23 protein-coding genes and 2 pseudogenes are annotated in these 23,036 nt (G+C 64.0%); 14 read left to right on the top strand and 11 right to left on the bottom strand.

Annotation, left to right across the window (positions count from 1 at the left end):
* Window positions 1-412: 412 nt before the first annotated feature.
* Window positions 413-586, top strand: a pseudogene (locus tag ACIQ7H_RS10105) (ferritin-like domain-containing protein); the annotation flags it as partial.
* A gap of 47 nt (window positions 587-633) precedes the next feature.
* Here the strand turns inward: ACIQ7H_RS10105 and ACIQ7H_RS10100 are convergent.
* Window positions 634-1,353: a UTRA domain-containing protein gene (locus ACIQ7H_RS10100; protein WP_395790989.1), complete on the bottom strand. Its 720-nt coding sequence runs from the start codon at window positions 1,351-1,353 to the stop codon at window positions 634-636.
* 98 nt (window positions 1,354-1,451) lie between these two features.
* Here ACIQ7H_RS10100 and hutU point away from each other — a divergent pair, with 98 nt between their 5' ends.
* Window positions 1,452-3,143, top strand: a complete 1,692-nt coding sequence (hutU, locus tag ACIQ7H_RS10095) for a urocanate hydratase (RefSeq protein WP_395790987.1) — start codon at window positions 1,452-1,454, stop codon at window positions 3,141-3,143.
* Window positions 3,144-3,653: 510 nt separating this feature from the next.
* Complete coding sequence (gene hutH, locus ACIQ7H_RS10090; protein ID WP_395790985.1) at window positions 3,654-5,198, top strand: histidine ammonia-lyase; 1,545 nt, start codon at window positions 3,654-3,656, stop codon at window positions 5,196-5,198.
* A 283-nt stretch (window positions 5,199-5,481) separates the two neighbouring features.
* On the opposite strand, the gene ACIQ7H_RS10085 is transcribed toward hutH, so the two are convergent.
* The 6 genes from ACIQ7H_RS10085 to ttcA form a co-directional block, all read right to left on the bottom strand.
* Window positions 5,482-6,168 (bottom strand): alpha/beta fold hydrolase, encoded by a 687-nt coding sequence (locus ACIQ7H_RS10085; RefSeq protein ID WP_395790983.1) that lies wholly within the window; start codon window positions 6,166-6,168, stop codon window positions 5,482-5,484.
* 138 nt (window positions 6,169-6,306) lie between these two features.
* The gene (locus ACIQ7H_RS10080; RefSeq protein WP_395790981.1) at window positions 6,307-6,672 is read right to left on the bottom strand and encodes a cupin domain-containing protein; all 366 of its coding nucleotides are present in this window, start codon (window positions 6,670-6,672) and stop codon (window positions 6,307-6,309) included.
* A 20-nt stretch (window positions 6,673-6,692) separates the two neighbouring features.
* Complete coding sequence (locus ACIQ7H_RS10075; RefSeq protein ID WP_395790979.1) at window positions 6,693-7,163, bottom strand: hypothetical protein; 471 nt, start codon at window positions 7,161-7,163, stop codon at window positions 6,693-6,695.
* Between the two features lie 403 nt (window positions 7,164-7,566).
* A complete protein-coding gene (locus ACIQ7H_RS10070) occupies window positions 7,567-8,388 on the bottom strand; it encodes a M48 family metallopeptidase (RefSeq protein WP_395790977.1) in 822 nt (273 codons plus the stop codon).
* A gap of 209 nt (window positions 8,389-8,597) precedes the next feature.
* Entirely contained in the window at window positions 8,598-9,509 is a 912-nt protein-coding gene (locus tag ACIQ7H_RS10065; protein WP_395790975.1) for a recombination-associated protein RdgC, read from the bottom strand.
* 116 nt (window positions 9,510-9,625) lie between these two features.
* On the bottom strand, window positions 9,626-10,549 hold the full coding sequence (gene ttcA / locus ACIQ7H_RS10060; protein WP_395790973.1) for a tRNA 2-thiocytidine(32) synthetase TtcA: 924 nt from the start codon (window positions 10,547-10,549) through the stop codon (window positions 9,626-9,628).
* Window positions 10,550-10,710: 161 nt separating this feature from the next.
* Here ttcA and ACIQ7H_RS10055 point away from each other — a divergent pair, with 161 nt between their 5' ends.
* From ACIQ7H_RS10055 to ACIQ7H_RS10005, 11 genes and pseudogenes are all read left to right on the top strand, one after another.
* Window positions 10,711-10,917 (top strand): YdcH family protein, encoded by a 207-nt coding sequence (locus tag ACIQ7H_RS10055; RefSeq protein WP_395790993.1) that lies wholly within the window; start codon window positions 10,711-10,713, stop codon window positions 10,915-10,917.
* 625 nt (window positions 10,918-11,542) lie between these two features.
* On the top strand, window positions 11,543-11,857 hold the full coding sequence (locus ACIQ7H_RS10050) for a hypothetical protein (RefSeq protein WP_395790971.1): 315 nt from the start codon (window positions 11,543-11,545) through the stop codon (window positions 11,855-11,857).
* Window positions 11,858-11,972: 115 nt separating this feature from the next.
* On the top strand, window positions 11,973-13,268 hold the full coding sequence (locus ACIQ7H_RS10045; protein WP_395790969.1) for a hypothetical protein: 1,296 nt from the start codon (window positions 11,973-11,975) through the stop codon (window positions 13,266-13,268).
* A 184-nt stretch (window positions 13,269-13,452) separates the two neighbouring features.
* On the top strand, window positions 13,453-13,791 hold the full coding sequence (locus tag ACIQ7H_RS10040; protein WP_395790967.1) for an HIRAN domain-containing protein: 339 nt from the start codon (window positions 13,453-13,455) through the stop codon (window positions 13,789-13,791).
* Between the two features lie 110 nt (window positions 13,792-13,901).
* A complete protein-coding gene (locus ACIQ7H_RS10035) occupies window positions 13,902-14,285 on the top strand; it encodes a nuclear transport factor 2 family protein (RefSeq protein ID WP_395790965.1) in 384 nt (127 codons plus the stop codon).
* A gap of 259 nt (window positions 14,286-14,544) precedes the next feature.
* A complete protein-coding gene (locus tag ACIQ7H_RS10030; RefSeq protein ID WP_395790963.1) occupies window positions 14,545-14,883 on the top strand; it encodes a hypothetical protein in 339 nt (112 codons plus the stop codon).
* A 579-nt stretch (window positions 14,884-15,462) separates the two neighbouring features.
* Window positions 15,463-15,708, top strand: a complete 246-nt coding sequence (locus ACIQ7H_RS10025) for a hypothetical protein (protein WP_395790961.1) — start codon at window positions 15,463-15,465, stop codon at window positions 15,706-15,708.
* Window positions 15,709-15,986: 278 nt separating this feature from the next.
* On the top strand, window positions 15,987-16,370 hold the full coding sequence (locus ACIQ7H_RS10020) for a DUF6869 domain-containing protein (protein ID WP_395790959.1): 384 nt from the start codon (window positions 15,987-15,989) through the stop codon (window positions 16,368-16,370).
* 185 nt (window positions 16,371-16,555) lie between these two features.
* Window positions 16,556-16,984, top strand: coding sequence for a DUF4279 domain-containing protein (locus ACIQ7H_RS10015; protein WP_395790957.1), 429 nt, complete (start codon window positions 16,556-16,558; stop codon window positions 16,982-16,984).
* A gap of 348 nt (window positions 16,985-17,332) precedes the next feature.
* Complete coding sequence (locus ACIQ7H_RS10010; RefSeq protein WP_395790955.1) at window positions 17,333-18,349, top strand: IS110 family transposase; 1,017 nt, start codon at window positions 17,333-17,335, stop codon at window positions 18,347-18,349.
* Window positions 18,350-18,753: 404 nt separating this feature from the next.
* Window positions 18,754-19,080 (top strand): annotated as a pseudogene (locus ACIQ7H_RS10005) (DUF6869 domain-containing protein); the annotation flags it as partial.
* Between the two features lie 24 nt (window positions 19,081-19,104).
* Here ACIQ7H_RS10005 and ACIQ7H_RS10000 read toward each other — a convergent pair.
* The 4 genes from ACIQ7H_RS10000 to ACIQ7H_RS09985 are packed head-to-tail and all read right to left on the bottom strand — an operon-like array spanning window position 19,105 to window position 22,937.
* Window positions 19,105-19,530: a response regulator gene (locus ACIQ7H_RS10000; protein WP_395790953.1), complete on the bottom strand. Its 426-nt coding sequence runs from the start codon at window positions 19,528-19,530 to the stop codon at window positions 19,105-19,107.
* Window positions 19,523-20,611, bottom strand: a complete 1,089-nt coding sequence (locus ACIQ7H_RS09995) for an HDOD domain-containing protein (protein WP_395790951.1) — start codon at window positions 20,609-20,611, stop codon at window positions 19,523-19,525. Before ACIQ7H_RS09995 ends, ACIQ7H_RS10000 begins: the two co-directional genes overlap by 8 nt.
* A complete protein-coding gene (locus tag ACIQ7H_RS09990; RefSeq protein ID WP_395790949.1) occupies window positions 20,608-21,801 on the bottom strand; it encodes a sensor histidine kinase in 1,194 nt (397 codons plus the stop codon). Before ACIQ7H_RS09990 ends, ACIQ7H_RS09995 begins: the two co-directional genes overlap by 4 nt.
* A gap of 5 nt (window positions 21,802-21,806) precedes the next feature.
* Window positions 21,807-22,937: an FIST N-terminal domain-containing protein gene (locus ACIQ7H_RS09985; protein WP_395790947.1), complete on the bottom strand. Its 1,131-nt coding sequence runs from the start codon at window positions 22,935-22,937 to the stop codon at window positions 21,807-21,809.
* Window positions 22,938-23,036 lie beyond the last annotated feature (99 nt).

Genomic DNA, 23,036 nt, shown 5'->3' with positions numbered 1-23,036 from the left:
CGCGTCTGCTTCTTCTTCGCCGTGTAGGCCAGAGAGTCGAAGGTGGTCTGCTTCATGGGGTGACTGTCATGTGGGTGATGCACAAATTCTACCAGCCGGGCTGGGATAAAACAGAGGTTCCCTAGCGGGATTGCAGGCTTTCGGGCGACGGCTGCGAAATTCTACTCAAGAACTCATGGGTGGACCGCCAGGATCGGGCTCAGAGGTCACTCTGCACCAGAACAGACTCGATGCTTCGACTGCATCCGAGAACTCGTCATTCAATCCGACTCGCCGATTGGACCCGCTCTGCAGGCTGTCAGGGCCCACCTGCATGAACCACCCGAGCGCATCCGCGCCCCCGGCTCCTCCGCCTCTTGCGTGCGGGTCTTCAAGCTCAGCAGTGTCATGGCTGCGGAAGCGCGACATCGTGGCTGACTGGAACACCATGGTCGAGCAATCGAAACTGGACAATGAGGCGGTCTGCCGCATTGCGCGCAGGGTGCTGGAAGCAGCCAACAACGACGTCGACGAACCCAGCGCCGACCTGCTGACCCAGCTTCTGAACATCCACGAGAAGAACGCATGGATGTTGCGCTCGCTGTTGGCCTTAGCGCAGGCACTTGAATCAGGTTGGGAAAATTCGGCGGCAGCTCAGGGACTGAACTCGCCCTCGATTGCATACGCCGCGCCCGGATGCACCAGCCGCGCGCGGGTGATGACCGCGCTGCGGCTGCGGGTTTCGCGTGTCACCACGAGGCAGGGTTCGTCGCGGGCGATGCCGAGCCAGCGCGCCTCATTGGCACTCGGCCGTGCAGCCTCGATGGCATAGCGCGCGCTCCACAGCGCGGTCGCGCCGAACAGGTAGTGGGTCGGTGTAATCACGCTGAAGTCCTGCTGCAGGTAGTCCGGTGCTTCCGCTGGATTGACCCAACGGTCCTCCAGCTGCAGCGCGCGCCCGGACTCGGCGTGCAGGATCACGCTGTGGAACAACTCAAGCCCCTCGGCCACCCCGAACCTCCGCGCCAGCGCGGGCTTGGGCGTTTCCGCACGCAGCAGTTTCACCGTCGCGGTGTGGTGGTGGCCGCGGGCAGCGATCTCCTCGTGCAGGTCACGCAAGGTCAGCGTGCTCGACACCCGATGCAGTGAAGCCGCGAAGCTGCCGACGCCCTGCACGCGCTTGATCAAGCCCTCGCTCGCCAACTCGTTCAACGCGCGGCCGACCGTCATGCGGCTGACCGAAAATTCGGCCACCAGCGCCGCCTCGCTCGGCAATTGCGCGCCTTCGGCGTAGTCACCACGTGCCAGCGCCTGCTTCAGCTGCTGCTTGATGCGGGCATACGGCGCCAGCGCCTTGGAGCGGGGAGCGGGCACGGGGCCTCCTTGCCTGAGCTTGTCTAGACAGGTAGCGTACGCGACACCCGCAGCCGGGCGCCACGCCCGCCCTGCCCCATCCGCACCGGGAGATCCGCATGTCCGCCCCTGTATCCAAGGCGCAACCGCGCCGCGTGTCCGCGCCGCACGGCAGCGTGCTGCACTGCAAGAGCTGGCAGACCGAGGCCGCCTGGCGGATGCTGCAGAACAATCTGGACCCGGCCGTGGCCGAGAACCCCGACGCGCTGGTGGTCTACGGCGGCATCGGCAAGGCGGCGCGCAACTGGGACTGCTTCGAGGCGATCCTGAAAACGTTGGAACGCCTCGACGACGACCAGACCCTGCTGGTGCAGTCGGGCAAACCGGTCGGCGTGTTCCCCTCGCACCCCGATGCGCCGCGGGTGCTGATCGCGAACTCCAACCTGGTGCCGAAGTGGGCGACCTGGGAACACTTCGACGAGCTCGATCGCAAGGGCCTGATGATGTACGGCCAGATGACCGCTGGCAGCTGGATCTACATCGGCAGCCAGGGGATTGTTCAGGGCACCTACGAGACCTTCGTGGAGGCCGGCCGTCAGCACTTCGGCGGCGATCTGAGCGGACGCTGGATCCTCACCGCCGGCCTCGGCGGCATGGGTGGCGCACAGCCGCTGGCGGCCAGCTTCGCGGGCGCCTGCTCGCTGAACATCGAATGCCAGCAGTCGCGCATCGATTTCCGTCTGCGCTCGCGCTATCTCGACGAGCAGGCGCATGACCTCGACGACGCGATCGACCGCATCCGTCGCTACACCAATGCAGACAAAGCCGTCTCGATCGGCCTGCTCGGCAATGCCGCCGAGCTGCTGCCGGAGCTGGTGCGGCGCGCGCAAGCGGGCGGCCTCAAGCCCGATCTGGTCACCGACCAGACCTCGGCACACGATCTGGTGAACGGCTATCTGCCGGTCGGCTGGAGCGTCGAGCGGTGGCAGGCTGCGCGCAGCGATGTCAGCCAGCACGCCACGCTGCGTGAGGCGGCTGCAGGAAGCTGCGCGCTGCATGTGCAGGCCATGCTCGACTTCCAGGCGCTCGGCGTGCCGACCTTCGACTATGGCAACAACATCCGCCAGGTCGCGTTCGATCAGGGCGTGAACAATGCCTTCGATTTTCCCGGCTTCGTGCCGGCCTACATCCGGCCGCTGTTCTGCCGCGGCGTCGGCCCGTTCCGCTGGGTCGCGCTGTCGGGCGATCCCGAAGACATCGCCAGGACCGACGCCAAGATCAAAGAGCTGTTCCCCGACAACCGCCACCTGCATCGCTGGCTGGACATGGCCGGCGAGCGCATCGCGTTCCAGGGTCTGCCTGCGCGGATCTGCTGGATCGGCCTGGGTGACCGGCATCGCGCTGGCCTCGCCTTCAACGAGATGGTGCGCAAGGGCGAGCTGAAGGCGCCGATTGTGATCGGCCGTGATCATCTGGATTCGGGCTCGGTCGCCAGCCCCAATCGCGAGACCGAAGCGATGCAGGATGGCTCGGATGCGGTGTCGGACTGGCCGCTGTTGAATGCGATGCTGAATGTCGCCGGTGGTGCCACCTGGGTCAGCCTGCACCACGGTGGTGGCGTCGGAATGGGCTACAGCCAGCACAGCGGCGTAGTGATCGTCTGCGACGGCACCGAAGCCGCCGACAAGCGCATCGCCCGCGTGCTGTGGAACGACCCCGGCACCGGGGTGATGCGGCATGCCGATGCGGGCTACGCGATCGCCCAGGAGTGCGCGCGCGAGCAGGGGCTGGATTTGCCTATGTTGGGTTGAGTTGCGAGGCACCTCTCCCGCCGATGAGTCTAGGCGCGCCTTGCCACCTGATTGCTTGAGGCGCCCGTATTGCCTCTCCATGACCACGAGTCCCGGCGCTTTGCTCCCCTCTCCCCGTGGGAGAGGGGCCGGGGGAGAGGGTTCGTCCACCTTCAAACGCTGCCGCACGATGTGTTCGCCGCGGCTCTCGCCGGATTGCCGAGTGAGGGCTGCCGGACCCTCTCCCCAACCCCTCTCCCACGGGGAGAGGGGCTCGAAGTTCGGGGCGAGGGGCTGGGGGAGAGGGTTTGTCCACCTTCAAACGCTGCCGCACGATGTGCTTGCTGTGGCTCTCTCCGGATTGCCGAGTGAGGGCTGCCGGACCCTCTCCCCAACCCCTCTCCCACGGGGAGAGGGGCTCGAAGCTCGGGGAGAGGGGCTCAAAGAGCGGAGCTGCGACGTCACACCTAACGCAAACGAGAGCTGGCTTGCCAGCAGCCACAGCAAGCCACCACCACCACTGGAGCCACCATGACCCTCACCATCACCCCCGGCCAGCTCAGCCTCGAACAACTGCAGGCCGTGCACGCCAGCCGCGTGCGCATCGAGATCGACAGCCATGCCCGCGCCGGCGTCCGCGCTGCGGCGGCGATGGTGCAGGCGGCGGCAGCGGGCGATGCGCCCGTGTACGGCGTCAACACCGGCTTCGGCAAACTCGCCTCGACCCGTATCAGCAAGGCCGACCTCGCCCAGCTGCAGCTGAACCTGATCCGCTCGCACTCGGTCGGCGTCGGTGCGCCGCTGTCGCCTGAAGTCGTGCGGCTGATGCTGGTCACCAAGGCGGCCAGCCTTGCACGCGGCCATTCCGGCGTGCGCGAAGAGGTGATCGACGCCATCCTCGACGTCTACAACGAAGGCCTGGTGCCCTACGTGCCGGCGCAGGGCTCGGTCGGTGCCTCGGGCGATCTCGCTCCGCTGTCACATATGAGCCTCGCACTGATCGGCGAAGGCGAATTCCTGGTCCACGGCGAACGCCGTCCGGCCAGCGAAGTGTTGGCCAATCACGGTCTGCAGCCGCTGGTGCTGGAGGCCAAGGAAGGCCTGGCCCTGATCAACGGCACCCAGACCTCGACCGCGCTCGCCCTGCATGCGCTGTTCGCGTTCGAGCCGGTGCTGGAGTCGGCCCTGGTGATCGGCGCGCTCACCGTCGATGCCGCCCGTGGCAGTGATGGCCCGTTCGATCCACGCATCCATGCGGTGCGCGGCCAGCCCGGCCAGATTGATGTGGCCCAGTACTATCGCGCCCTGCTTGCCGGCAGTGCGATCCGCGCCTCGCATGCCGAGGGCGACGACCGCGTGCAGGATCCATACTGCCTGCGCTGCCAGCCGCAGGTCGTCGGCGCCTGTCTCGATCAACTGCGCTATGCCGCGCGCGTGCTGCTGCGCGAGGCCAATGCCGTCACCGACAATCCGCTGGTGTTCGCCGACGAAGGCGTGATGGTGTCCGGCGGCAACTTTCACGCCGAACCGGTCGCCCTGGCCGCCGATTCAATGGCCACGGCCATCGCCGAAGTCGGCGCGATCGCCGAGCGCCGGATCGCCATGCTGATCGATGCCGGGGTGTCCAAGCTGCCGCCCTTCCTCACTGCAGACGCCGGTTTGAACAGCGGTTTCATGATCGCCCATGTCACCGCCGCTGCACTCGCCAGCGAGAACAAGTCGCTGGCGCACCCGGCCTCGGTCGACAGTCTGCCGACCAGCGCCAACCAGGAAGACCATGTGTCGATGGCGACCTTCGCTGCCCGCCGCCTGCAGCCGATGATCGACAACGTCGCCTGCATTCTGGGCGTCGAACTGCTGGCCGCCGCCCAGGGCATCGAGTTCCTGCGCCCGCTGCGCAGCTCGCAGCCGCTGGAAACCGCGCACGCTCTGCTGCGCGCGCGGTGCCCGAGCGTCGAGGTCGACCGCTACCTCGCCCCGGACATCGAACGCGCCACCGACCTGGTCAAGCGCGGCGAGCTGATCCCGCTGCTGCGCTCCCTGCCAGGCCTGCCGGCGCTGTGGGTGCCGGCGTAGGTCGGCGACCACCCGTGCACGACCGCTCACGCTGATCGTGCTGGCTACACCGTTCGCGATCGCCATCGCGCGCCACGCCGTTGTCGTTGGTGGCGCCGCGAACGGGCTCGTGCTGGACGAGTGGACAGGCCGCGCCGTTGGGCTTCGCTGCGCTCAGCGCCAACCTACGGTGAAGCCGGGGTTCGGGATTCGAGAAGCTGGAACGGTTGGGCTGAGTTAGAAGTCGAGGCCCGACACCGCGACGGCCGATGCCGGCAACGAGTCCACAAATCGGGCTGAACGCTCAGCCCCGCGCCGCGACGAAGCGCGACACGCGCGCGGCGGATTCATCCACCGCTGTCTGCAGCAGCAAATGCGGGCCGGTGATGGTGGCAATCTGGCTGTTCCGCAAACCCTTCGCCAAGCGCGCCTGCACCGACGGCGAGACCAGGCGGTCGTGGGTCGCCTGCAGGCACAGCACGGGCACGCGAACCTGCTGAAGCAGCGGCCGCACATCGATCCGCAGGGCCGCGGCTGCACGTGTGCGCAGCACCTCGGGCGCGACCGCGCGCAAGGCTGCGCCCAGTGCATCACGCAGCTCCGGCGTCGACCACCGCCCCAGCAGCCACCACGACAACACCGGCATCGGCGGTCGTGCCGGGGCAAACCGGATCAGATCCGCGAAGGCGCGCAGCGCCGGTACCGGCGAAACGGCAAACGTGGTCGACAGGATCAAGCCGCGCAGATGCGGCGGCGGATTGGCGGCGATACCCACGGCCAGCGGCCCGGAAAACGACTCGCCCATCAGCACGAAGGGCTGCTGCGGTAGAAGCGTACGGACCAGGGTCTCAAGCTCGGCGTAGCCCAGCGGGCGATCCGGCGGGTAGCTGATGATTTCGACCGAGTTGCCCGCCTGAGCGAGGGCACGTTGGAAGGGCTCCAGCAGCTCGCCGGTGCCATCCAGCCCCGGCAGCACGACGATGGCTGTCATTGCTCTCGCCGTTGAAACGAACCCAGATCGGCGTCGGCCTCGTGCCCGATCGCCAAGCGACTGCGCATCCCGACCTCTACACGCGATGCGGGTCCACGCAGGCAGTCTCGGCGCAACCGTGCCCGTACCCTCGCGCGCCTACACCCAGACATCGTTGGCCGCGGTGTAGGCACCGCCGGCTTCGCCGGTGTTGATCACCCCGCGCGGCTCGACCAGCATCACGCTGCACTCTTCTTCCGCGCACGGACGGTGTTCGACGCCCTTGGGCACCACGAACATCTCGCCGGCGCGCAGCGCCACTTCGCCATCGCGGAACTCGATGCGCATCGCGCCCTGCAGCACGATGAACTCTTCATCGGTGTCGGCGTGGGCGTGCCAGACGAACTCGCCCGCCAGCTTGACGAGCTTGAATTGGTAGTCGTTCATCTCCGCAACCACACGCGGTGACCAGTGCTGGCTGAAGCGCGCGAGTTTCTCGTCGAGCTTGATCGGCTGGTAGGGCATCACGCGTCCGCCGGTAGCGTTCAGATCCGCCGCAGCGACAGCGCGTACTGCTGCGCCGCACCCTCGGCATCGGTCCAGCGTTGGGTGACGCGTACCTCGTCGGCGCTGACGCGCTCCCAGCAGAAACTGCTGGGCGCCTGCACTGGCTCGAAGCACACCTCGCCCTCGCTCAGCGAGGATGCGCGCCTGCTGAATTCGTTCCAGCGCGAAATCAGCTGACCATCCTCCAGCCGCACCGTGCTGCCATCGGCCGCCTCGACAAAGCGGGCATCGGTGAATCGCGTTGAGCGCAGCTCACCGGGATTTGCGAACGCGTACTCCTCGAAGAATGGGCTGCCATCCGGCGCCTCGCCCTGCCAACGTCCTTGCAGGAATTCCAGTTTCGCGAGGTCGGCTTGCGTGTACATCTTCAACTCCTCGGGCTCGGAGGCCACAGCGGGCAGCACAGCGATGAGCGCGAACAACGCGACCAGGCATCGGCGAAAGAACATGGCAGTCTCCAGAGGGGCGACGCTCGCGGTGCGGAGCAGCAGCACTGGGTCGGTGTGGTCCAAGGCGGCCGCTCGAATCGTGCGGTATCTGAACACAAGGCTACAACTTGCGCCAAGGCGCGCGGGGCACGTCTGCGTGGCGATCCCATCGAGTTGCCGGAGCGGCGGACGCTTCATGGAGCACTCGTGCACTGGCGCATTGGCACGCTGGCGCAACACACCTCGCAGCTGCTGCCGCGGTGCGAGCCCGATGATCTCGAAAGCCATCGATTGTTTTCATGGCCGTGCCCACCCCTCCATGTGCACTTGGCCAAACCCAAGCCAAAACCATCCGCGACACACCGCCGGCTTCGAATCCCGAATCCCGAATCCCGAATCCCGAATCCCGAACACCGAACTACCCCTACCCCGCCAGCGCCAGCAACCTCCGAAGCCCCGCTTTCAGCGGCAAACCATGCGCCTTCAACCAGGCCCGCTGCTGCAGGTGGTCGGGCATGCGTGCGGAAACTTCGGCCCAGTAGGCAGGCGAGTGATTGCGCTGCAGCAGATGGCAGAGTTCGTGCACCAGCACGTACTCGAACACCCGCGGCGGCGCCTGCACCAGGGCGAGGTCGAGCGAGACGGCACCCGCGGCATTCAACGAACCCCACAGGCTCGACAGCGGGCGCAGGCGGATGCTGCGCGGGGCGGTCGGCAGGGTTGGCAGATACCGCGGCAGCCAGTGGCCGATATCGCGCCGCGCCTCGGCCAGCAGGAAATCTGCCAGCACACGCTGCAGCTGCTTGGGGCTGAAGCGCGGCGGCAGGTGCAGCTGCAGATGATCGGGGTGCGCCTGCGCGGCCAGCCGCTGCGATTCAGTGCGCAGGATCGGCAGGTGCTGGCCGCGCAGCAGCAGACGGTCCAGCGGTGCGGAGGCCGGGTCGACACCGCCGGCCGCGGCCAGCAGTGCCTGCAGCGGATGCGGCTCCGGCGGCGCCTGCTGCACGCCGCCCAGGCCGGTCTGCACCTGCATCGAACGCAGCTGCTGCTGCAGCCAGCCGCGGTGCTGTTCGAGAAAGCGGCTGATATCGCCCTCGCCGACGCCACGCGGCACCGTCAGCCGCGGCCCGCGCTCGCTGACCATCAGCTTCAGCCGCCGCGCGCGCGCATCACGGACTTCTTGCAGCACCGCCTCGCTGCCGTCCGGCAGGCGCAGGCGCCGCTCGCTGCGCAGTAGACGGGCCACGGCTAGAACGCGCGCCGGGTGCGGGCGGGCGGCGTTGCCATGTCCCTGGCCCTTCGAGCCGCAGCGCTGAGCATTCGACCTGCTTCAGCTCGAACCGCAAAGGAGCCGCCGACGCCAATGCGGCCCTTGCCTGAGCGGCCCGCAGCCGCTCGGCTCAGGCGTGAGCGACCTGCGCCCACTCGGCCCCAGTTCGCGCGGCCTACGCCCATCTAGGCCTCGGCGCGACTGAAGCTGAAGATCTCCTCCAGCCGCTTCAGCAGGATGCGCAGCTCGCCGCTCATCAGCACGAACACCGCATCGACCTCGTCACGCTGGCTGTCGCGCTCGCCCTGCTCCAGCGATTCGGTGACGGTTTCCAGAAACTTCAGCTTGCGGATGACGAGGTCCTCGCCGAGCACGAAGCTCAGGCGCTCCTCGAAGATCAACGCCAGCTGGAAGGCCTGCTTGCCGCACTTCAGATGCTCGCGCACCTCGTCGGCTTCGAGCTCCTGGCGGCGGCATTTGACGATCGCGCCGGAGTCGACCGGGTCGCGCAGCTCGCATTCATCGCCGAGCACGAAACCGTCCGGCAGCGGCTCGCCGGCGATCCACGCGGTCATCAGCGCGCGCGGGCTGGACTCGGCATTCACCGGCACCGCCGGAAAGCTGCCCAGCGCCTCGCGCACGGCGCTGACGAAGTTCTCGGCGTTCTTGCGGCTACTGCTGTCGACGATGGCCCAGCCCAGCTGCAGATCGAGGTAGGCCGAACAGCGCGAGGAACGCGCGAAAGCACGCGGCAGCAGGTCGGTCAGCACTTCGTCCTTGATCCGCTTGCGCTCGCGCCCGCCGGGGTTGCGGCCCTCGGTTTCGCGGATGTGGTCGAGCTTGGCCGACAGCGCATCGTTGACCACCGAACCCGGCAGCAGCTTGTCCTCACCGCCGAGCGTCAACAGCACGGCATCGCCGATGCGATGCGACAGCACAGTGTCGCCGCGCCCGAACGGCGACACGAAGCCGCGCGAGGACAGCTCCAGCGAGCCGACCGGCTTCAGCACATGCGGGGCCAGCGCTTCTTCGAGGTTCTCGAAGCTGTCGTTGATCGAGGTCGGGTAGCGGAACAGGGTCAGGTTGCGAAAGAACATGGGCGATCCATCTGAGAAGGGCGGGAGGGCGAGCGCAGGGCTGCTGCGTGGGCGGCGGGCCAGCAGACCCGTGACCCGCCATGACGGCGGCAGCAGCGCAGCTCGAAGTTAAGGCGTCATGCGTGCAGGCGAATCGGGATGTCCAGTGGGCGCGGCGCGGTAGCGTCGTCATCGCGGCTGCCATCGGCGCCGCGGGCCGCGGGCTCACCGGCCAGCCAGGCGTGCGCATCGGGCAAGGGCGCATCGCCACTGCGGCCCAAGGCGAGGAAGTCGAACAGGTTGCGGTCGGACAGCTGCGAGGGGCGGATATCGCCGAGCGCGCGGGCCATGGTCTCAAGCCGGCCCGGCCACTGCCGCTCCCAGTCGTCCATCATCCGCCGCACCTGCTTGCGCTGCAGGTTCTCCTGCGAGCCGCACAGGTTGCACGGAATGATCGGAAAACCCTTGGCCTCGGCGTAGACCTCGATATCGGCCTCGGCGACGTAGGCCAGCGGGCGGATCACCGTGTGGCGGCCGTCGTCGGAGCGCAGCTTGGGCGGCATGCCCGACAGCTTGGCGTGGAAGAACAGGTTCATGAAGAAGGTCGCCAGCAGGTCATCGCGGTGATGGCCCAGCGCGATCTTGGTGAAGCCGTGCTCGGCGGCGTAGCTGTACAGCGCGCCGCGGCGCAGCCGCGAGCACAGCGAACACAGCGTCTTGCCCTCGGGCACCACGCGTTTCACCACCGAGTAGGTGTCCTGCTCGATGATCTTGAACGGCACCCCGACCTCGCCCAGGTAGGCCGGCAGGATGTGCTCGGGGAAATCGGGCTGCTTCTGGTCGAGGTTCACCGCCACCAGCTCGAAGCGCACCGGCGCCTTGGCCTGCAGCTGCATCAGCACGTCCAGCAAGGTGTAGCTGTCCTTGCCGCCGGACAGGCAGACCATCACCTTGTCGCCCTCTTCGATCATGCCGAAATCGGCGATCGCCTGGCCGACCTGGTGGCGCAGGCGCTTGGCCAGCTTGTGCTGCTCGAACTGCTGTTTGCGGGCGGTGGACATGGGGCGCGGCTGCCGGAGAGGGGCGTGGTGGCCGCGAAGTTTAGCAGCCCGTCCCGCGCCGCCCCGGGCCTGCGACATCAGGCCGAAGCGGCCGCTGTTCGACGCCGAGGGCGGCGGGTTAAGCTCGGCGCTCCCCGCCCCGACGTGCTGTGGACGACGCGATGCTTTCGAGCGATACGAGCGACCTGGTCCACCAATTGGCCGAACTCAGACTCGAACACCGCGACCTCGATCTGGCGATCGAACGCCTGTCGCAAACCCCCGGCACCGACGAGCTGCAGATGCGGCGGCTGAAGAAGCGCAAGCTCAGGATCAAGGACCAGATCGCAAGGTTGGAGAGTGGGCTGATACCGGATTTGGATGCTTGAGGGCTGGGAATCGGGATTGGGGATTCGGGAATCGTTGAGCAGAGCCGGTGAGGCGATGGGCCCGGCGCTGCCGCGCGCTATGTTCTCCGTGCGTCAGCTGCGCAGATTGAGATTAGCGGTCACGGCAACTCGGCAGCGCTGAAAGGCCACCGCGTGCGACGTTCGGGTGGCGGGGGCAGCTCGACCTCAAGGCCTGCATCGCGCCTCTGAGCGTCTGGAGAGACCCTTGTGATGCTGTCGGTGATAACGGACAAGCGCTCCTGAGTTGGCAGTCGGCACGCCAGGACCTGATCGGTTTGTTCAGCACCACCGACTCGGCGCAGCGGACCGCGGACCCGATCGAGTGGGCGTGGAGGCGACGCGGCCGACATCTCCTCGTCCGGTCGACCTGATGCGGCGTTTGCGGGAGCAGGAATTGAAGCGAGACGCGGCTTGCTGTAGGTTGCGACGGGATTGGGGTGGCTTGGGCGGGGACAGTCAGATTGGATGACAGCCCGAGTGCAACGACGTGGCATAAAGCTCTGATTTGGCTCCGATGTTTCTTGGCACGGACGCTCAGGCGCCCGAACGATACGACAGATTAGACGTCAATCTGACGTCTACATTGAGTTAGAGCGCTCTTGTCATGGACAAGGTGATCGTACAACTTAGGATGGATTCGACAAGCGACGTCGATCGCCTCTTCCTCATAGAGGAATCACTCTTTCAGGCGTTCTCGCAGTGCAGAGATGGGTACGTGGACGGTCACGACATCGGCGAAGGGAAGTTCAACATCTTCATCCACGTGCGCGGGCCATGGTCGGCCGTGCTGGCTCGCATCAAGGCATTCCTAAAGTTGCACGGTGCTCTTGGCGAAGCAGTGATTGCTAAGTTTTATGGCAAGTCTGAGCGGTACCAAGTAGTTCACCCACCCGCCCATGTCGGCCGCTTCGCGCTCTAGCTGCGTAGCCAAGCGGACCTGCGCGGAGATGCTTCGAGTGAACCAATCACTGTCGGCCGCAGGCCGCTTACCAGGGCGTTATGCCGCAGACCGAATCTCAAGGAGATCCAGACAGGTGGAAACGTATGTAGCTTGGGGGTTCCGCGGTAATCCGTTCAACGTTCGTTCCCTACCGCCCGACCAAACCGGCGCTGAACTCTTGGTAGGGCGGTCGACTGAGCTCGCCACATTGACGCGGAGAATCAACAATCCGCCGAAGCTACCCACGCTCGAGGGGATGAATGGCGTTGGGAAAAGCAGCATTGTCAACGTCGCTGGCTTCTCTTGTTTCAACGCTTTCGCCGCGGACCCGGGCAAGCCTCTCTACATTCCTTGCAGGAAGATCTTCCAGTTCACGCCTACTTCCAGCCGCGACTCTTTCGTCATGGAAGTACTCCTCGAAGTTGCGCAAACTCTCATCGAGTACAGCAGCCAGATCGAAGGTGATCGCCTCCGAAGCGTGGTAGAAGCGACCGGACTGAGGGACTGGATCAACGCACCCCAAATGCGGAGCATCCAAGGGACATTGGGTCCCCTTGGAGGCGGTAGGTCGGTGGAAACCAATACCGGCGAAGGCTACACGCAATCTGGCTTCCCGAGCACGGTGAAGAACATCCTCTCGTGCGTTTTTCCTGCCGAAGGGTCTGGCGGAATCATCTGCGTCATCGACAATCTCGAGTTGCTCCAAACCTCCGAGGCTGCCCGTGATCTGCTGGAAGCGCTCCGCGACGAGCTGTTTAATGTGCAAGGCCTTCGCTGGGTACTCTGCGGCGCCCTTGGGATTGTTAGAGGTGTCACAAGTTCGCCGCGGCTCGATGGAATGATGTTTGACCCGATCGACGTGAAGAAAATTCCTGACGAATGCGTGGGGGAGATCTATACATCGCGTGTTGAAGCATTCGCTGCTTCAGAGAGCCCATATTTGCCACTTCTACAAGGCGACTTCGTCCGGCTCTACGGAATCCTGCTTGGCAACATACGCGCGCTTCTTGGGCACACGGACGAGTTCTGCCAATTTGTGAGCGAGCAAGATCTGCACCCGGACTCCGAAGCTGACAAGGCGGACCTCTTTAGAAACTGGCTGGAGCAGAAGTGTCGTGCCGCTTACGACTCTGCCAAGCCTGTCGTGGGCGGGCGCGCTTGGGAAGTCTTCGCGGACGCTGTGAGCGTCGATGGTTTGTTTGCCCCAAGCGACTTCGAGCACTTCCGTTTCAACAGTTCCCAAGCGTTTCGTCCGCACGTCAAGGATCTGGAGGATGCCGGCCTCGTGGTCAGCACCAAAGACGAAGGAGACCGACGACGAAAGACAATTCAGATCACGCCGCGTGGGTGGCTAGTTAACCATTACCGCGCCAACGCAGCTGGGGCATAACGTAAATGGATAGATCGCGCGCAGCCGCGATCTGAGCCGTTGGTTGAACAGGCCCAGTGGCGGACTTCGACCTTTCTTATGGAAATATGCGTTCAAGCGGATCGCGGGGACAGGCCATGGTGTTTCCTGATGCTCTTTCGGCCCGCGGCCGCTTAACGCGGCGTAAAACATCAGGAGTACCCGCATGGGTAAGGACGCAATTGTCGCTGGCACAGGATTTGAAGGTCGCGCAGACGCCATCCGAAAGCACTGCAAGGACGGCATGCCCGTTCAGCTTCGACGCGACCCTAGCAACCCGCATGATTCAAACGCCATTGCTGTACTTATTTCTGTTCCAAAGTTGCTCGGACTACTTGGACAATCGCTAGTCCAGATAGGCTACATAAAGGCCGCCGCGGCCGAAGGACTTGCGGCGAAAATTGACGCTGGCACCAAAGTCACCGGTTACGTAAAGAGCTTCTATGCTCCAAGTGGCAAGGATCACCCGCGCGTCAGCCTGCGCTTGGAGTGGCCTGATCACTAACTGTGCTCAACCGGGCCTTCGGGGACATTTACGTTGAAACCAATCCATCTCGGCCCCCAGGCCGGTTCGCACGGCGTTAGGTCCATTCCCTCATTTCTCAGGAACCGCTCATGACAGATCAATCTGCCCAAGAGATCCAGATGCTACGCGCAGCGTATGTGGCCTTTAACGCGCGTGACATTGGTGCTGCTCTCACCCTCATGACTGCCGACGTGACTTGGCCGAAGGCGTTTAAAGGCGGTTTTGCCCATGGACATGACCAAATCCGCGCCTACTGGACCGAACAGTGGAGTGAGATCGATCCACACGTTGAGCCGATTGCCCTTTATCACCAAGATGCTTCGCAGATTCTGGTCGACGTGCATCAAGTCGTGCGCAACTTGGCTGGCTCTGTGCTCGCCGACGAGCACGTTGGTCATCGCTTTACCTTCAATGATGGCTTGATACAAGCCATGGAAGTCTGTCCACTTCCATCATCCGGGCCTGGGGCCTAACAATTCAAGTATGCCCCCGTCGACTGGCAACGAAATAGGCGTTATCTCTTCCTGCTGACCCGCCCTTCCCGCGCCTTTGCAGGCGGATGCACTCGTGTATTGCTTTGTCGAGCTCAGCGGCTCTAGACATGATGCAATCCACGGTGCAGGGCCATTAGTTCAATCGAACACCGTGGACCAACATGGTTGTTGGCGAGTCCATTCGATCATTCAAGCCGACGTCGCTTCGCGGAGCGGCTTAACTTAGGCGATAGGCATCATGTCCGAGAATTCCCTCTCTTCCATTGAGTGGCACGACCTCCCCGTATCGGAGATCCGTGTCGGGGAGGGCGGCGTTTCTCTTACGGTCACTCCGTACAACGAAGCCAATGATTCTTATGACATGCAGGTCCTCCGAATCACCGACGCAGAGACCATAAACATCAGAATAAGTGGCTCCCTTTCGCCCAAGGACCTCTCTTCCTTGGAGGTGAGTGCTTTCACCTACTCGATCGAGCTCTCCGGGCGGATTAGTGGGACAATCGGCTTGCTACCTGGACAAGCTGGGTTTTGGGAACTGTCGTTCACCAAGGCTCGCTGTGAACTCGCTGATGGCTAGCAGATCATTCAAGCTGAAGCCGCTTTACGCCCCCGCCTAGTTCGAGCTTCACGCCTTGCAACAAAAACATCGGATGTCAGCATGCCAGTATTCTACTCCAGCGACTTTCCACGCCCGGTCCCAGGCCTCAACGCTTGGTCTGTGCAGCAAGGGCTAAAACTCACCCGACCCGCTGGAATCGAACTAGCTGGATCTACACTGGGCGCCCTGCTAGATAGCCTCTTCAAGACAACTGGCATCCAAGTGAAAAGGAATGACCCACCGAAGTACTTTCGCTATCACTCTCCAAGAGATCCAGATGGCTATTTTTTGGTCGACATACATATAGAGCGAGATGGTCAAGAGATTTGCGTTGGCCAAGACCTATCTTTCGCGCTTCTAGAGACTGACATCGTCACTGCCGGAATGCTGGCTTGCTAGCTAGCCCTGACAATTTAAGTTGTGGATTCATCTACGAATCGCAACACACTTCTTGAGGATTTCGGCGAAGAGCTCATTTCGTGGCGGGAGAATTTAGACGGAACGTGTTGTCTCATCGCAGCCGCAATGCGTGGCGGCCAAATTCAGGAGTTAGGCGTCATGTCTTCAACACTGTTTCTCATCGCTGCGACATTTTTTCACCTTGCCCTTGTTGCCATGGCAGCAATCTCAACCTTCAGTGTCCCTGGCTACACTAGCTCGCAACGCGCGTTGCAGGTCCTGTTTGCACTAGCACTGCCGCTTGTCGGATCCATCGTTGTCATTGCTGTGGCCAAGGCTGCAATCGCAGATCCGCCAGAACCACATAGCTCTAGCTTTGATCAGCAGACCGGCAATGCGGACTAGGTGCACGCCATGCCCAGCCATTCATTGATGCCGACGCCTTGGGCGCGACTTAAGTCAAAGCGTTAGATCGCGCCAGCGGAGTCCGTTCGATCATCCAAGCGGGACGCATTTGCTGATTCGACTTAACTTTTTGACCCGGAGCACAGCAGATGGGTGTCGACGTTTCATGGGTGAATGCAGACATTGAGGCGCTTCAAGATGTCTTCGACCCAAGGCAATGCGTCACGCGGCTCGACGCAACTTAGCAGCTCGGCTTAAAAGGCGTTAGCTTTCAGATGATGAATCCGACCGAAATCGATGCTTGGGCAGCCGCATACGCTGCGGCTGCGGAGCTACCTAGTCCTCAATCACCCGAAGATCCGCATTGGCCGTACATCTACCGCATGATGCCCGGGTTTTGCGATAGCCTTGATCCCGAGGAGATTTGGCAGGTTATTCTGGCGGTGCTGGACCGCACTCCGTCAGACATCGTGCTTGGAAATCTGGCCGCAGGACCGCTTGAGGATCTCGTGAAATGCGTTGGGGATCAGTTCGTAGATCGTATTGAGCTAGAGGCGCGAAGGAGTCCAGCTTTTCGGACGCTTCTCGGCGGGGTCTGGAGGAGCGGCAGCGATATCGTCTGGTCTCGTATTGAGAAGGCGCGGGGTGGTCTGCGATGGTGAAAGTTCAATCTGCAGGTATGAACCCTCAGTCAGCAAAGGCGAAGTTCCTCCGTCTGGCTCAGCGGATGCTCAAGAAATCGGTGGATCTACGGCGCCGACGCCCAACCCTTCATTCGAAAGGACGCGCCACGGGAAACCGACTCACGCCTCTCATCTCAAACGCTATCTTGCTCGGAGATCCTGTCGTGAACGTAGGAGAGGTTTACTTTGTACTCCGGGGTGACGCATTCGACCCTGCCGTGGTCACAGCGGCGCTGGGAATCGAGCCATCCCGAGTGAATCGAAAGGCTCACTATATCCCCAAGCGTTCATCTTGGGAGCTTTCGACAGGGAAGATCTCAGCCGAGATCATCGACGTTTACAAAATGGGCGAATCTTTGATTGACAAGCTCGCTGAATCAGCAGATGCAATTCGATCGGTTGCTGCCGAACACAACCTCGAAGCAACACTCCAGGTCGTGCTCACCGTGTCGCCCGATGATCGTCTACCCACTCCGGCCATCGGCTTTAGCCGGGAGTCCATTCGGTTTCTTGCTTCTGTCGGAGCATCCATCGATGTCGACACATACCGCGGGGTCAAGCGGGCAGCAGAGAGAGACAACCGTGAATCCTGATGTTTCATCGTGTCGCTGCCGCGTCCCGCGGCGATAGGTAGCATTTGATGAATTACCGCGACGGCCAAGAAGTGCGACTCGGGGACATCGTTAGCGATGGGTGACTCAGGCGGCCCCACTCGATCATTCAAGCCGATGCCTCTACGCGGCTCGGCTTAACTCAAGAATTAGACCTCATGAATTCCTACCACCGCTACAAAGAGCTTGGCCGCCCCATCGAGTATCTTATGGAGTGCTGGGCTCGCGGATGGTCATCTGAAGACTCATCGCGCCGCCCCCGACTGCTGACAGGACAGTCCAAGGTGCGGAACCTAGCTGGCTCATGTCCAGCAGCAGTAGGAGGCGGCGATGACACTTTACGCAGCGATCGATCTTCATTCCAACAACGGGGTGCTGTCCGTCATCGACGAGCAGGACCATGTGGTGTTCGAGCGACGTTTGCCGAACAGCCTGGAGCAGGTGCTGCAAGCGCTTGCACCCTTCCTCGCAGCTCTGAAGGCGCTGGCGGTGGAGTCGACCTACAACTGGTATTGGTTGGTCGACGGGCTGTTGGATGCTGGCGTGGATGTTCGGCTGGTGAACACTGCGGCGATACCGCAGTACGCGGGCCTGAAACATGGCAACGACCACACGGATGCGCGACATCTCGCACATCTCTTGCGGCTGAACCTGCTGCCTGAGGGCTACATCTATCCGCGCGAACAGCGCGCGGTGCGCGACCTGCTGCGACGACGCTTCCTGCTGGTCCGCCAGAGCGTGACGCTGACCAACTCGCTGCAGAGCGCGTGGTCGCGACGCACGGGGCATGGCATACGCACCAACGATCTGAGGCTGCTGACCGCTGAGGCGATTGAGACCACGTTCGTCGATGTGCATGAGCGCCTGGCGGTGCTGTCGGAGCTGAAGCTGCTGCAGTGCCTGCACACACAAGTCGACCAGATGGAGCGCTGGGTGCTGGAGTCGATCCGTTCCACGCCAGAACTTCAAGCGCTGCGCAGCACGCCCGGGATTGGAGTCATTCTCGGCAGCACGATCCTCCTAGAGACCGGCGAGATCACACGCTTCGACAGCGTCGGCGACTACGCCTCGTACTGCCGCATGGTCGAAAGCACGCGCCTGTCGAACGGCAAGAAGAAGGGCAGCGGCAACGCCAAGTGCGGCAACCGCTACCTGAGCTGGGCTTGGATCGAAGCCGCGAACTTCGCGATCCGCTATAGCCCTGAGATCCGCCGTTGGTTCGATCGCAAGGCGAGTAAGAAGCCGCGCCCGGTTGCGATCAAATCCGTGGCCCACAAGCTGGCCCGCGCCGGCTACCACCTGATCAAGGACGGAGGCCACTTCGATGTGAAGCGGGCCTTCGGATAAGCACACCGGCGGCGTCTGAGGTCGGAACATGGGGTTGGCTTGCAACCACCAGATCTGAATGATCCAGGCGTCGTCGGACCCGATTCAAAGGCAGGGGCCGCCTGCCCGGCGAGCCAATCAAGGGTTGGACGCGCACCGCGCGAACCACGTTACCTGTGCAGCCGATGCCGGCCACATGGACGCCAGGGCAGAACCGATGAGTGTTTGGGGCAGCGATGCCGAGGGCGGGACACCGCCTCAACCAAAATGGTGACTGGTGCGGCCGAGGGCCGCAGCCTTACCGAGAACACAGGCGGGGACGGTCAAGCCAAGAGCGGGTCAGCAGGAAAAAAGAGAAGCCCGGATCACGGGAGTAGTTTTGTCAGCCCTGTTGACACGGGCGGCGCAATGGTGACCCCGTTGAGAAGGCAGAGTACGACTGGACATACGCGGAGCTTGGCGACGGTGCCCGGGACGACCCCGAAAGAGCATGGCAGTGCATTCTCTTTGCACTCGACAGCCCTCAATGCTCCGCGCATTTTGGCGTTCTCGCCGCCGGCCCATTGGAGGATTTGCTTTCTTTCCATGGTGCGGCATTCATTGACCGCGTTGAAGCGCTAGCTCGCCAAAACCCAAAGTTTGCGTCGCTTCTGGGTGGGGTCTGGCAATTCCAGATGACGGATGAGATCTGGCATAGAGTTCAGCAGGTCTGGGACAGGCGCGGCTGGGATGGCATACCGGCTGGGGCCTAACACTTGGTGTATGGACTTCACCTCTCAAACCACCCCCGATTCCCGACTCCCCATTCCCGGCCTCCCAGGCATCCGCGCGAACGCCACCGCCACGCTCAGTGCGTCGCGCAGGTCGTCGACCGGGCAGGGTTTGGCCAGGGTGCGGTAGATCACGCCTTCGCGGGTGGCGCGGTCGGCGGCGTCGGTGTCGCCCATGCCGGTCAGCAGCATGCGGACGGTTTGTGGCCAGCGCTGGCTGACCTTTGTGAGGAATTCGACGCCGTCCATGCCCGGCATGCGCATGTCCGACAGCACGACGGTGAACGGGCCTTCGCGCTCCAGCGCTTCCAGCCCCGCGTGCGGGCCGACCGCGGTGACCAGTTCGAAGCGGCCGTGCAGGCTGCGGGTGAGCGCGCGCAGGATGTTGGGCTCGTCGTCGACGCACAGCACGCGCGGCAGGGCCTCAGACATTGTCGTTCTCCTTGATGGCATCGGCCTTGGCCTGCCAATCGTCCAGGCGGTCGGCGACCTGCATGCGTTTCAGGTAGTCGTGATCGGGCTGCTCGCCGGCGATCAGGGCGACCGCCACATGCACGACGCCGGCCATGCCGAACTCGCGCGGCGAGCCGCGCTGCGGATGGGTGTGATGGGCCACCGCCTCGACGATCGCCATCGGCAGCCCCCACACGCCCAGCAGATACGCACCGACTTCGGCATAGCCGAAGCGCTCGGCGAGCGCGCCTTCGGGTTGCGGCAGCAGGCGGCCGACATTGGCCAGCAGGGCGGCGATGCCGATCATGTCGGCATCGGTGCGGCCGCCGGCCAGCCGCGTCGCCAGTACCGAGGTCAGCAGCGCCTGTTTCTGCAGTTCGGCCACATCGGGCCGGGAGGCGTCCTGCGAGAACACTTCGGCTGCCAGCACCAGGTTGCGGATCATGGTCGAGCCGATGCGCTGCACCGCGGCCTTCAGGTCGGTGACCGCACGGCCGGCCGATGGGAAGAAGGCTGAGTTGGCCATGTGCAGCACCTTGGCGGTCATCGCCGGGTCTTCGGCGAGGATGGCGCCGATCTGGCGGGCATCGCAGTTCGGGTCCTGCAGGGCCTGGTTGAGTTTGGCGAATACGTGCGGCGCCGCCGGCAGCGTGGCCATGCGGCCGACGGTGTTGCCGATTTCCGGGTCGGCCAGCAGGTTGCGCAGTGCGACCGCGCCCTCGATGGTGTCGACCAGTACCTGCGGGTCGCAGGGTTTGGACAGAAACTGCTGGGCGACGTCCAGCGCACGCATCGCCGCCTGGGTTTCGGTGTGGCCCGACAGCAGCATGCGCATGGTTGCCGGCGAGCGCTGGCGGACCTGGCGCAGCAGCTCGGCGCCGTCCATGCCGGGCATGCGCATGTCGGTCACCACCACGTCGATCGAGCCCTGTTCGAGCACGGCCAAGGCTTCGGCACCGCTGGTGGCAAGCAGGATTTCCCAATCGCGGTTGAGCCCGAACAGCATGCGTTCGATGCCGACCAGCACGCGGCGCTCGTCGTCGACGAACAGCACCTTCATGCCGCGCCCTCCTCGTCCGCAGCGGCCGCCTGCAGCGGCAGGTGGATGCAGAAACTGGTGCCGTGGCCGGGATCGGTCTCGAAGAACAGCCGACCCTTGTGTTTGTTGACCACCGTGGAATACGCCATCGACAGGCCCTGGCCGGTGCCCTTGCCGACCGGCTTGGTGGTGAAGAAGGGATCGAACACCGAGCGCTGGATCGCCTCGGGGATGCCGCCGCCGGTGTCGGCGATGCGGATTTCGGCGAACTCGTCCACGCGGCGCGTCGAAATGAGGATGCGGCCCTTGGTGCCGGGCGCCTCCAGCACCACGTCGGCGATCGCGTGGGAGGCGTTCACGATCAGATTCAGCACCACCTGGCTGATTTCGTCGCGGAAACAGGGTACCGGCGGCAGGTTGGCGTCGAATGCGGTCTCAAGATCCGCCACGTATTTCCACTCGTTGCGCGCCACCATCGCGGTGGTGTTGATCAGCTCGGACAGCTCGACCGGCTCCATGTCCTCACCGGAGGGATGGGAGAAACGCTTCATCGCCATCACGATGCCGGACACGCGGTTCAAGCCCTCCTGCGATTCATCGAAGGCATCCGGCACGTTGCGGCGCAGGTAGTCGAGCCGTGCGGCTTTCAGCGCCGCCTCGGCCGCATCGAGCCGGTCCGACGACAGCGGCGCCTGGCGCGCATCCGCCAGCAGGCCGAGGTATTGGTCGACCACCGCAAGCAGGGTGTCGAAACCGCTGCGCAGAAAGCTGACGTTGTCGGACACGTACTGGATCGGCGTGTTGATCTCGTGCGCGACGCCGGCCGCGAGCTGGCCGATGGCCTCCATCTTCTGCGACTGCAGCAGGCGCGCCTGGGTGCTGTGCAGCTCGGCCAGTGCGCTGTGCAGCTGATGGCGCTCGCGGTCGAGCTCGCGGGTCTTGCGCGAGACCACCGCCTCCAGGGCGATGTTCTGCTCCAGCAGGGCGAACGCGGAGGGGTCGCCATTGCTGCGTTCCTCCAGCCGTTTGATCAGCACGTCGATGGTGCGATCACGCGCGGCCAGCATGCGTTTGAGGGCCGCGTCGGATTCAGCGCTGGTCTCGTCGCCCTCGGCCTCGGGATCAAGCCCGCGCAGGCCGGCCTCGCGTGGCGTGGCAAGCGGGCCTGGGCGGGGCTGTTCCGGAGGTGGTGGGTCGAGAGACTTGGACATGGCGTTCAGCGCGCTGCCAGCGCGATGGCGGTGAAGGTCTGATTGATGTGCAGCCCGTTGAACTGCTCACCGTGGGTCGAGAATCCGAACACGTGCTGTGCAGCCAGAAAATCGCCGAGGGGGCCGACCAGGTTGGCGCGCTCGGCCTGGCGTCGGCGCAGGGTGCAATCGCAGCCGAGCACCAGAGCTGTCTCGCCCAGTCGGGCACGCACTTCGGCGAAACCGCGCTCAAGCGCCGCCAGCGGCGACTGCGCGTCGCCGACCGCCACCAGCACGCCGGCCTCGACCGCGGACATGCACAGCAGGGCGCGATTGCGGGTCACCCGGCTGATCGCGCGCACCACGTACTGTTCACCCAGGCGCACCAGTAGCGGGTGCGCCTCGGTCAGGCGGCTGTCGAGATCACGCTCGGCCACGCCCAGCACTTCGGCGTAGACCTCGGCGGCGGGCAGGCCGTTGATCTGGATCAGCAGCCGGCGCTCCGGATCGGCCTCGGTAATCACCAGCCGCTGCGGGCGCGGGGTGAAGTTCTGCACCCGGAAGGCCATGAACTCGTGCGGGGTTTCAAACACGCCGAACACCGCCGCGTTGCTGCGGAAGCGGCCGTCGAAGTACACCGGTGTGTGCTCGAAGCGCATGTCGTCAGAGGCCGAGCCGCCGACGAAGGGCACGTCGCCCAGGCCGTGATACAGCGCGTGTGCCACCTGTTCCTCGCCTTGATGCAGGCCATCGACCAGCAGCAGGCCGAAATGGCGGGCACCGGGCGCGCAGCCTTTGCTGAGCAGATCGCCGGCAATCGCCGCGACATCACGCTGCGCGTCCGACAAAGGCTCGATCAGGTAGGGCTTGAGCCGCAGGGCCTCGCCATAACAGGCCAGCAGGGAAATGCCGCCGGGGCTGAAGCCGCGCGGTCCGATCTGACTGCCGCTGGTGCAACCCATCAGCGGGCAGGGAAACGTCTCGGCGAGATTCTCGGCCAGAGACTGCAGCGGATACGCCCCATCACAGTAGAAGATCGCCGCAACCGGGGTTTGGCCGGGCATGCGCTCGGCAAGCCGTTGGCGCAGTTCGGCCACCGCATCGGCTGGATCCGGGCAAGCCGACCAGACCATCTCGACCTGGATCACAGACCCCACCCGACGCCGCCAGAAAGCAGCAGGGAAACGATCACGGGCGCCGGAAAGCCGTCGCAGGCGGGCTCGCCGCGCTCTCCGATTTGCTGGCCAGCGCCATGC

This window comes from Aquimonas sp., assembly GCF_044377145.1.
In the GTDB taxonomy this organism is placed as follows: Bacteria; Pseudomonadota; Gammaproteobacteria; order Xanthomonadales; family Xanthomonadaceae; genus Aquimonas.
Note: the sequence above shows the minus strand (reverse complement) of the source record. Positions and strands in the feature narration are given on the sequence as shown.

What these genes read in the sequence shown, in the direction of transcription:
- ACIQ7H_RS10020 (WP_395790959.1), top strand. Translation starts at nt 15,987, where the DNA reads ATGAATCCGACCGAAATCGATGCTTGGGCAGCCGCATACGCTGCGGCT.
- ACIQ7H_RS10075 (WP_395790979.1), bottom strand. Translation starts at nt 7,163, where the DNA reads ATGTTCTTTCGCCGATGCCTGGTCGCGTTGTTCGCGCTCATCGCTGTG.
- ACIQ7H_RS10050 (WP_395790971.1), top strand. Translation starts at nt 11,543, where the DNA reads ATGGACAAGGTGATCGTACAACTTAGGATGGATTCGACAAGCGACGTC.
- ACIQ7H_RS10085 (WP_395790983.1), bottom strand. Translation starts at nt 6,168, where the DNA reads ATGACAGCCATCGTCGTGCTGCCGGGGCTGGATGGCACCGGCGAGCTG.
- ACIQ7H_RS10025 (WP_395790961.1), top strand. Translation starts at nt 15,463, where the DNA reads ATGTCTTCAACACTGTTTCTCATCGCTGCGACATTTTTTCACCTTGCC.
- ACIQ7H_RS10055 (WP_395790993.1), top strand. Translation starts at nt 10,711, where the DNA reads ATGCTTTCGAGCGATACGAGCGACCTGGTCCACCAATTGGCCGAACTC.
- ACIQ7H_RS10010 (WP_395790955.1), top strand. Translation starts at nt 17,333, where the DNA reads ATGACACTTTACGCAGCGATCGATCTTCATTCCAACAACGGGGTGCTG.
- ACIQ7H_RS10065 (WP_395790975.1), bottom strand. Translation starts at nt 9,509, where the DNA reads ATGTTCTTTCGCAACCTGACCCTGTTCCGCTACCCGACCTCGATCAAC.
- hutH (WP_395790985.1), top strand. Translation starts at nt 3,654, where the DNA reads ATGACCCTCACCATCACCCCCGGCCAGCTCAGCCTCGAACAACTGCAG.
- ACIQ7H_RS10080 (WP_395790981.1), bottom strand. Translation starts at nt 6,672, where the DNA reads ATGCCCTACCAGCCGATCAAGCTCGACGAGAAACTCGCGCGCTTCAGC.
- hutU (WP_395790987.1), top strand. Translation starts at nt 1,452, where the DNA reads ATGTCCGCCCCTGTATCCAAGGCGCAACCGCGCCGCGTGTCCGCGCCG.
- ACIQ7H_RS10000 (WP_395790953.1), bottom strand. Translation starts at nt 19,530, where the DNA reads ATGTCTGAGGCCCTGCCGCGCGTGCTGTGCGTCGACGACGAGCCCAAC.
- ACIQ7H_RS09995 (WP_395790951.1), bottom strand. Translation starts at nt 20,611, where the DNA reads ATGAAGGTGCTGTTCGTCGACGACGAGCGCCGCGTGCTGGTCGGCATC.
- ACIQ7H_RS10040 (WP_395790967.1), top strand. Translation starts at nt 13,453, where the DNA reads ATGGGTAAGGACGCAATTGTCGCTGGCACAGGATTTGAAGGTCGCGCA.
- ACIQ7H_RS10030 (WP_395790963.1), top strand. Translation starts at nt 14,545, where the DNA reads ATGTCCGAGAATTCCCTCTCTTCCATTGAGTGGCACGACCTCCCCGTA.
- ttcA (WP_395790973.1), bottom strand. Translation starts at nt 10,549, where the DNA reads ATGTCCACCGCCCGCAAACAGCAGTTCGAGCAGCACAAGCTGGCCAAG.
- ACIQ7H_RS09990 (WP_395790949.1), bottom strand. Translation starts at nt 21,801, where the DNA reads ATGTCCAAGTCTCTCGACCCACCACCTCCGGAACAGCCCCGCCCAGGC.
- ACIQ7H_RS10035 (WP_395790965.1), top strand. Translation starts at nt 13,902, where the DNA reads ATGACAGATCAATCTGCCCAAGAGATCCAGATGCTACGCGCAGCGTAT.